Annotated in this window: 6 protein-coding genes; 3 read left to right on the top strand and 3 right to left on the bottom strand. The window is 39.6% G+C overall.

Going from position 1 to position 8,666, the window contains the following annotated elements:
- Window positions 1–933 precede the first annotated feature (933 nt).
- Together ACFIMG_RS05780 and ACFIMG_RS05775 are read right to left on the bottom strand one after the other, a co-directional pair.
- Entirely contained in the window at window positions 934–1,947 is a 1,014-nt protein-coding gene (locus tag ACFIMG_RS05780; protein WP_375618002.1) for a sensor histidine kinase, read from the bottom strand.
- A gap of 22 nt (window positions 1,948–1,969) precedes the next feature.
- Entirely contained in the window at window positions 1,970–2,764 is a 795-nt protein-coding gene (locus ACFIMG_RS05775) for a response regulator (protein ID WP_375607013.1), read from the bottom strand.
- A gap of 168 nt (window positions 2,765–2,932) precedes the next feature.
- On the opposite strand from ACFIMG_RS05775, the gene ACFIMG_RS05770 reads away from it, so the two are divergent.
- The 3 genes from ACFIMG_RS05770 (at window position 2,933) to ACFIMG_RS05760 (ending at window position 5,350) form a co-directional block, all read left to right on the top strand.
- Window positions 2,933–3,136, top strand: a complete 204-nt coding sequence (locus ACFIMG_RS05770; protein ID WP_375610684.1) for a NepR family anti-sigma factor — start codon at window positions 2,933–2,935, stop codon at window positions 3,134–3,136.
- Between the two features lie 7 nt (window positions 3,137–3,143).
- On the top strand, window positions 3,144–3,698 hold the full coding sequence (locus tag ACFIMG_RS05765) for an RNA polymerase sigma factor (protein WP_375611691.1): 555 nt from the start codon (window positions 3,144–3,146) through the stop codon (window positions 3,696–3,698).
- A 224-nt stretch (window positions 3,699–3,922) separates the two neighbouring features.
- Window positions 3,923–5,350 (top strand): sensor histidine kinase, encoded by a 1,428-nt coding sequence (locus ACFIMG_RS05760; RefSeq protein WP_375678891.1) that lies wholly within the window; start codon window positions 3,923–3,925, stop codon window positions 5,348–5,350.
- Between the two features lie 903 nt (window positions 5,351–6,253).
- On the opposite strand, the gene ACFIMG_RS05755 is transcribed toward ACFIMG_RS05760, so the two are convergent.
- Window positions 6,254–8,242 (bottom strand): M23 family metallopeptidase, encoded by a 1,989-nt coding sequence (locus ACFIMG_RS05755; RefSeq protein ID WP_375678890.1) that lies wholly within the window; start codon window positions 8,240–8,242, stop codon window positions 6,254–6,256.
- Window positions 8,243–8,666: the final 424 nt, after the last annotated feature.

Here is an 8,666-nt window from a genome sequence, read left to right as displayed (position 1 = left end):
TTTCCCCTTTGAGATGCGTTTTCCCCTTTGAGATGCGTTTTCCCCTTTGAGATGCGTTTTCCCCTTTATAGTGAATTAATCAAAGTCATTGGCTTGCACGTCATAAAAGGGTGTGTGGGGGCTTTGTATCAATGAGAAATATTTGAAAAAAAGCCTAAAATGCCTCTTATGGACGCTCTCAAAGGTCAATGGCTGTTGTAACATGAGAGACAAATGGTATGATGATGCTCAGCTACTACTTTTATGAAGTGAAAAGGGGCATGAAGGTAAAGAAGGATATGGCGCAAAAAGGGGCGGGTTTGATGGTTCACTTTACGGGGCTGGGGGCTATTATATCTTATTTACAGATACTGTTTTGAAATGAGCGTGGATGCGCTGGGAAATATTAAAAAAGTGCGTGAATGAAAGACATAAGTGTATTCTGTTTTAGAATGTCCTATTGTAACTGAAGAGGATATCTCCATTAAAGAATGCGATAAATAAAAGCATAAAATGTGTAATTTACATCAATTAATTGTCGTTGTCGTGGAGGCTTTAAGCCCGTAAAGCTGAAGAATGATGATGGATGTTAGCTTTACTCCTTGAAATTGCATATTATGCCAAAATAAAATTATATGCGCATTGCGAAAATTACACAAAAAGAGATGGGTAATAGGCTCGCTTTTATTTGGCATAGTAAGAGTTGAAACGGTTTGCTCTTTATCGTTTTGGTTTCTGTTTTAAAATATGCCGGTTATATGAGGGATGGAAGTTGATTGACAGCGGGAATGGATTTGTGGCTTTCAGTTCTCATCGTTAAGGTTTTGCGGAACTATTGGGGGACTATAGAGGTTGGTTTAAAGAGGTTGGAAAATATCTTTGTGCTTAATAAACAGATGAGACATTTTGCTAAAAAAGGGGAAACTTCTCTTGTTCATTGTTTAAAATGCTCTTTTAAGAAAAAATATCAAAATAAGTATCAGGAACAGAGAGGCAATAGACAATTCCTTCTTGTGTCAATTTGAGGGAAGCTGAACCATTCACGGAAATGGGAACGATTTTTTCGAGAACGGCACTACCAAAACAGGCTTTTTTATTGTTTGTGGGAGGGATGCCGGATTCAAAATTTTCATGCCACGTGATGATAAGTTGCGTTTTGCCATTCAGTTTTGTTTCAATTTCACAGCGTACACAGATGCTCCCCTTTTCTTGGGAAAGGGCTCCAAAAGAAAGAGAATTGACAATCAGTTCATGAAAAGCCAAACCGATATGCAAAGCGGCATTGGGAAAAAGATAAGGATCGACGCCTTCAAGTGAAAAACGTTCTGTTTCTTTCATAAAATAACCTAAAGCCTGCGTTTGGACCAATTCGCGAAATTGAGCACCGCGCCAATCGGAATCAGTGATCAGATCTTGAGAATGAGAAAGAGAATGAAGACGACCTTGAAATTTTCGTAAAAAAACCTGAAGAGATTCAGTATAGCGGGCGGTTTGGCTGGCAATACTTTGAATGATCGCTAGAAGGTTTTTAGAACGGTGACTGACCTCGCGAAGAAGGATTTTAAGCACTTGTTCACGGCGGCGTAAGCCGGAAATATTGACACCGGTGGTGATAATCCCAATAATGTCTTCGTTATCATTGCGGTGGCAATCAATAGAAAATTTGTACCAAATCTCTTGTTTATTTGTATCTTCAAAACGTGCTTCAACAGTTTGCATTTTGCCACTGGCTAAAACTTGCAGTTTGATGGTTTCCATATTGTCTGCAAGGTCAAGCGAAAAAAAGTCGCTGTCACGACACCCAACCCGCCATTTATTGTGCAAATGGTGTGGCAAGTTTTCAGCCCATAAATAAACCAGATTTGTTGCCTGATAGAGAACGCAAATATCAGCACCACGAATCGCTTGCATGAGCGCACTCATATGAGATCTATCCATGGGAGGCTTTGAAAGAGGCGTAACGATCATAATTTTAAGATGTTACCCTGTTCTAAGCCGCTTTAGAAGCATTCTCTTGAAAAAATAAAGCTTGGGAAATAAGCGCTTTCACCATATCAGGGTTAAAAGGTTTGGTCACTAAAAAAGTTGGTTCTGGACGCTCGCCAGTGAGAAGCCTTTCGGGAAAAGCCGTGATGAAAATCACCGGTATACGGTCATTTTTCAAAATCTCGTTGACCGCATCAATCCCTGAACTGTTATCGGCTAATTGAATATCAGCCAAAATCAACCGTGGTTTTTTCTTATGATACATGATGACAGCTTCATCACGCGTGCGCGCTATTCCTACAACATGATGACCTAGGCTTTCTACCATTTGCTCAATATCAAGTGCAATAAGAGGTTCATCTTCAATAATCATGACTTCAGTGGCAATTTGTTGAGAAATATCAATGGATGCTTGGTTGAGAAGCTTGCGAAATTCTTTTGTATCCAGATTCATGATTTCGCTGGCGTCTTGTTCATGAAATCCTTCAACGGCAATGAGCAAAAATGCTTGGCGTGCACGGGGCGTGAGATAGGATAATTTGGCACTGGTTTTTTGTTCAAGACCAAATTGGGGCAGGGGCTCAGGGATGTTTGGTGTGGTTTGGTCAAAAAGATGGCAAAAAAGCCAATAGGTACCAATTCGGTCAGTGGAGGCTTTGGGAAAAATGGAGATGTCGGCAATGAGTGCTTCCAACATCGCTGAAACATAGGCATCGCCAGAGGATTGGCTACCGGTGACAGAGCGGGCAAAACGTCGAAGATAGGGAAGATGCGGGGCAATGCGCGTTGATAATGACATAATTTATAACTCCTTTGACCTTTCAAGCATTTTGTTGGTTGAAATTCTCAACCGATAAAAAAGTTCCTTGATTTGTATGGAACTTTTTACCGGCAGCTATATTTACAACCATAAGGCGAAAAATTCTTCGCGGTGCTACTAGTAATATATGGATTAGGGGGATGAAAAATGAACGACCGTGATGAAAAAAATCTCACCACACAATTTAGAGTTGGAGATGATCTTCTCGGGGTCAATAGCGAAATAGCACGGAAGTTACGTCAATTTTACATGGAAATTCAAGAAGAAGCACTGCCACGGTGTTTGCTTGAGCTTTTAGAGAAGTTGGAGCGCGCAGAGCAATTTGGCTTAAACAATGTGGAAAAGGTTTGAATCCTTTATGTCAAAGTGCGCGAAAAACTTTAAACAAGAACTCCTTTCTGTGTTGCCGGCTTTACGAGCTTTTGCTGTTTCTTTAAGTGGCAAGCACGATAAAGCCGAAGATTTGGTCCAAGATACTGTTATGAAGGCATGGGCTAAGCAAGATAGTTTTGAGATGGGAACTAATCTTAAAGCTTGGCTTTTTACCATTTTGCGCAATGAATTTTATAGTCAAATGCGTAAAAAGGGAAGAGAAGTTCAAGATACCGACGGCGTGTTTACTCAAAATGTCGCTGTTCATCCTGCTCAATATGGATCACTTGATTTGCAAGATTTCAAAAAAGCCTTAAATTTGCTTTCTGCCGATCAAAGAGAAGCCATTATTCTCATTGGCGCATCGGGGTTTTCTTATGAAGATGCTGCGGCTATTTGTGGTTGTGCTGTTGGAACCATTAAAAGCCGTGTGAGCAGGGCGCGTAATCGATTACAAGAACTTCTTAAAGTCAATGGTGAGTCTGATTATGGTCCTGATTCTTACTCAGCTGGAAGTACATTGTGTTCATTTAACGGCTAAAAAAGCATAATAATTATGATCGATAGCCTTGTTTTTTTTATTCCCGTTATAGCTATTACAGTAAAGTCAGTATCTGAGGGAATTCAGAAGTTTGGCGTGTATCTTTAAGAACACAAGAAAAGCCTGTATAAAACTTTCTCACGGGCTTTAGGTTTTATGTTCCATAAGGTTGCCTTCCTTTGTGCTGAAAAATGACGACTTTCAAGTTCGCCAATGGACATTCTATGACAACAAAAACAAATTTGATGCCTCAAATGCCTTCTTCTGATGCAACGATATCACGCTGGCGGTGGGGTGCGATTGTTGTTTCTCTTGTTATGGCTCTTTTGGCATCGGTTTTTATTATGTTGCTTTCAAATGCCGTTGATCGAGAAGTCGCACAGTTGAATACAAGTTCAGAATTGCGCGAACAGGCTGATTTGGTCCTTATTAGCCTGATTGATATGGCTGTTGCTGACCGCAGCTATGCAAAAACGCGCAAGGCGGAAGATAAAATACGTTTTGAAAATGCAGAGCGGGAGTTGGGGAATATTCTCGACTATATCGCACTTATTGTTTATGCGCATCCGCAGTGGTATAAATGGTTTACGGCTTTTAAAGAAGAGGTTGAAGCACGAAAAGCCTTTATGAATGCCCATATGCGTGCTCTTGATGCGATTCCTGAACAACCTTCTCAACCTTCTCATGCGGACTCTTTGGAAGTATCAAAGATTCCTGTAGCACGTTTAGCTCAATTGATGACAAGCTTTATTAATGGGGATGATGTGGTGCGACAAAAACAGCGTGAGGGTATCGCATTGATGCGGGCGGCTTTGACATTGGCGGCTATTGTTTCCGTTGTGAGTACCTTTATTTCTGCCTATTTTGTTATTAATCGTTTTCATCGTGATATGCGCTCTTTAAAATTGTATCAATTGCTGCTTCATAGTGAAAATATCGCTCTGGAAGCCCGCGTGAAAGAACGAACACAAGAATTAGAAAGAGCACGTAATCACGCTGAAAAAGAACGCCAACGGGTTGAAATATTGTTGCAGGATGCAAGCCATCGTATTGGCAATTCTCTTGGGACGGTGTCTTCTTTGTTGGGGCTCCAGTTAAACCGGAGCAAAAATGAAGAGGTCCGTGCTGTTCTAGGGGCTGCACGTGATCGTATTCAGACAATTTCTACAGCACATCGTCGTTTGCGCTTAAGTGATGATATGGAAACGACACTATTGGCAGAGTTTCTCAGCTCTGTTGTGCATGATGTCGAATTGGCAGTCCCTTTTGAATTGCGTGAAAACATCACCATTCACACCAACTTTAAAGATTGTCGCCTGTCTTCAAGAGATGCGACAACACTTGGAATTATCCTTGGCGAGTTGCTAACCAATTCCTTAAAACATGCCTTTCCTGATCAACGGTCGGGTCATATTTATATCTCCTTTGGTCCCCAGAAAGATGGACAATTGATGCTCATTGTAGAAGATGATGGCGTGGGAATGAAAAGCCAAACTTTAAAACAAAAAACAGGACTTGGTCGTGTGGTCGTGGAACAGCTCTGTATGCAATTTGGTGAAAAACCTCTGTTTGAAACTTCTGCTTTAGGAGGTACAAAGATTGTCATTCCTTTGCCAAAACTTAGCATGAATAGTTCAAAAAAAAAGCTCTGACTGATTTTTTAAAAGGGTAAATTTTCTCTTTTCTCGTGGTAAGCTGCCTTTCATTCATCGTGAATGTATGGGGAGGGCATCTTTTCACAAGAAGAAGGAAAAATACGGCTTCAGTAGCGCGAACACAGCACCATTCATATCAGATTGTCAATTGCCTTCAAGAGAAACAACTTTGCTTCTTTATCTTTTGGTGTAATGTTTGATTTTCTCTCTTGTTGTTTTTTTGCTTTGTTGACTCCGATGATCGGCTTTCAAAGTTCTCCTTGTCTGAGAGCTTTGAAGTGCTTAAGTTAGCCTTTAAATTTATTTTGAATAAGTGCTCCTTTAAGCCAATAATACTTATATTCGTAAGCTCTATTGCTTTGCAAAGAGAGAGTTTTTTCAAGTTTTGTTATTTTTTGTAAGGCATGTGAAACTTTAAATATGGGGTGTTTTTGTAAAAGTGTGTAACGAATACTCTTAAGGTAGAACGTGCTCAGAAAGTTCATGAAACACCGTCCTTTAGGGCTATGAACAGCATACATTCAACAAGTGGAATCTATTCAACAAAAAGTCGGGTTGTTTATAGAATGATATGGATTTTAGAATCTTCATCCTTTAGCGGGCACCTCTTTGATTTGAGATTTTATTGCATGGCAAATAAGGACGGGCTATCGTTTTGATAAAATAAACAAAAAGAGTTAGCCTTTTGGGGTTTCATATTTTTCACTTTTCTATTGTGCGTAAACCTGAAAAGGGGAGGGCGTTTTATTTTTAATCATTGTGATGCGACCTTGGGTGGTGGCATCTTTCGGCGTATTCTTTAATAGATATTTAAAATGCGGAAATCTCTTTGAGAAAAGTAAGCGCTCAAGCATATTTTTTAGATGTTTTGAGTCGTAAAAATGCAGATGCTTTCATGCTTTAAGTCTCTTCGGAGGGTACTATTGGGCTGTTGATCAAGGCATCAATGTTGTTTTTTTCTTGTAGGAATGTTTGTAGGTCTTGATTGGTTAAGGCTTTGCTATCCGGTATACGAATGCGCATGGGATCAACCTTGACGCCATTGACAATGATTTCAAAATGACAATGGGGTCCGGTTGCCATTCCTGTTGATCCAACATACCCAATAATTTGTCCTTGTCGTACTTTCACGCCTGGTTTGATGTCTGGTGCATAACGACTTTGGTGTGAATAACTGCTGACATATCCATTGGCATGTTGAATTTCCGTATGGTTTCCATAGCCGCCTGTTACGCCTACTCTTGTAACAATACCATCTCCTACAGCAATAATGGGTGATCCTTTAGGAGCAATCCAATCAACACCCGTATGCATGCGGACATAGCCTAAAATAGGATGTTTGCGTGGACCAAAGGGAGAGCCAAAAATGCCATTTGGTGTGGGTTTGCGCAACAAGAAAGGTTTTGAACTTTTCCCTTCAGAATCATAATAATCAACGCTTCCATCTTTTAATTGATAACGGTAATATTTATAAGTTGTATTCCCAAAAGTTGCACTAATATAACGAATTTCTGGATCAGCGTTCTTGGATGCTTCCTTTGCTTTCAAATTCTTTTTGCCGTTTTTGTTTTCTTTATCGCTTTGTGGTACAGCATAAAATATTTCGATCTGATCATTGGGTGTTATCGGACTTTTCATATCAATATTGGTGGCCAGCAGACGAATAAGACGATGAGAGAGAGATTGTGATATATTATGGCTTAGCAAAGCACTATAGAGTGCATCATAAGCCGTTGGTAATTGCGCGCTATTGATATAAGAATGTGGAATACCATTTTGAAAAGCCGTTTTAAGTGCTTTAGACATTTTAGGCTCTGTGCTTTCAATGAATTGGCCTTTATCATTCAGGGCAATGGTGAGAACATGATGCATCCCTTGATAGATACTTGCGCGTACGAGATGGTCTTCTTCACCAGCTTGTGTCACGATACCAATGCGTAAAAGGCTTCCCTCTTTAAGTGAATCGGAAAGGCTTATTTTTTCTAGCGTTTTTACAACCTGGTCAATTTGCTTTTTTGTATAACTGGTTTTTTTGAAAGCATCGGCTATCGTTTGTTTTTTACGAATAGGAATAATATCTTCAACATAGTTTTTCGTCAGATCGATACGGTGACTTTGAGGAGAAACGGTTACATTTTCTTGAACGATTCGAACTTCAGGGGATTCTGTGCCTTGGGAAGGGGAGGATACATCTTCTAATTTTAAAGGATCAATCAATGTGAGAACTGAAAGAAGTTCGGAGCTCTTTTCTAAAGTAAATCCAGCTTTTTGCACTTCTTGTTGTGCCTCTTCATCTGTCAATGTGTCGCTGTCATCAAAATCGAATTGATTTACCTTAAAATCATAGCTGCGTAAGGTGAGTTTTGTTTCAACCTTTGCACCGTAAATCTGCCCAGAATCTTCTTGTGGTGCGATATTTTGATTTTTCGTATCACTAGCAAGAATGCTTAAAGAATCAAATTTTGGATAGTTATATTTCTGGGGGCGATTTTCGGCTAAAGCCATACGAATCCATTCAAAATGTTGTGTTTGAATGACTTTTTCATCGCCTTTTTTTTGTAGAATCGATAGTTCAAATTGACGTTTTCTGTCAAAGCTTTGCCTTGCATGGGTGGGAGAAATACGATCACCTTTATAGCCATTGGCCTCAGGGTCTTGTGATTCTGATAGGTTTTCTTGCGTAAACCATTGTGGCGGTGTTACCAATCGCTGTTGTTCATCAAGAGCCGTAAAAAGTGCAATCCCCATAAGAATGCAGGAAGTGATTCCTGTCAGAATGGTTCCCGTAAGCCAACGAGCAGAGACCTGTCGGCGCGCAGGCCGCAAGCGCTTGACGACAAGAGCAGGGTCTTGTCCAGGATCGTTTTTTTGTTGTTCGTTATCCCACATAGATTTATAAGAGTACTTTTCAATATTAAATAAAGAAAGCTAGATAGATAGCTTAGCATGCTTCTACAGGAATTTGATTCTTTTTACAAATTACAGATCATGCGATTCTCTTTATACAGCAATGTCTTTATAAATCGTATCTGCGCAGAAAATTTTCTCTATTAAAGTAGCATAAAACAAGCGTTATTGTGATTAACTCATTCCTAGGCAACTTCCTATTTTTATGCATTGCAATGGGGTGCTATATTTTACTTTAAAGGCGCCATGCTCTCTTTGAACTCCTTGCTGTTTTCATGTTTTCATGTTTTATTTTATGAAGGCAGATTTTGCCTATAATTGCTTGTTTCCAATAATGTCTTGAAATAGGATTTTTTGTTCAATATTTTATTGGTATTGTTTGGGTTATTTTATTTAAAAAAAAATA

It is taken from the genome of Bartonella sp. AP11XZML, assembly GCF_042196445.1.
In the GTDB taxonomy this organism is placed as follows: Bacteria; Pseudomonadota; Alphaproteobacteria; order Rhizobiales; family Rhizobiaceae; genus Bartonella.
This window is presented reverse-complemented; position numbering and strand designations above follow the sequence as displayed.

Excerpts from the sequence above, each read along its gene's own strand:
- ACFIMG_RS05780 (WP_375618002.1), bottom strand. The coding sequence starts at position 1,947 with ATGATCGTTACGCCTCTTTCAAAGCCTCCCATGGATAGATCTCATATG.
- ACFIMG_RS05755 (WP_375678890.1), bottom strand. The coding sequence starts at position 8,242 with ATGTGGGATAACGAACAACAAAAAAACGATCCTGGACAAGACCCTGCT.
- ACFIMG_RS05770 (WP_375610684.1), top strand. The coding sequence starts at position 2,933 with ATGAACGACCGTGATGAAAAAAATCTCACCACACAATTTAGAGTTGGA.
- ACFIMG_RS05765 (WP_375611691.1), top strand. The coding sequence starts at position 3,144 with ATGTCAAAGTGCGCGAAAAACTTTAAACAAGAACTCCTTTCTGTGTTG.
- ACFIMG_RS05775 (WP_375607013.1), bottom strand. The coding sequence starts at position 2,764 with ATGTCATTATCAACGCGCATTGCCCCGCATCTTCCCTATCTTCGACGT.
- ACFIMG_RS05760 (WP_375678891.1), top strand. The coding sequence starts at position 3,923 with ATGACAACAAAAACAAATTTGATGCCTCAAATGCCTTCTTCTGATGCA.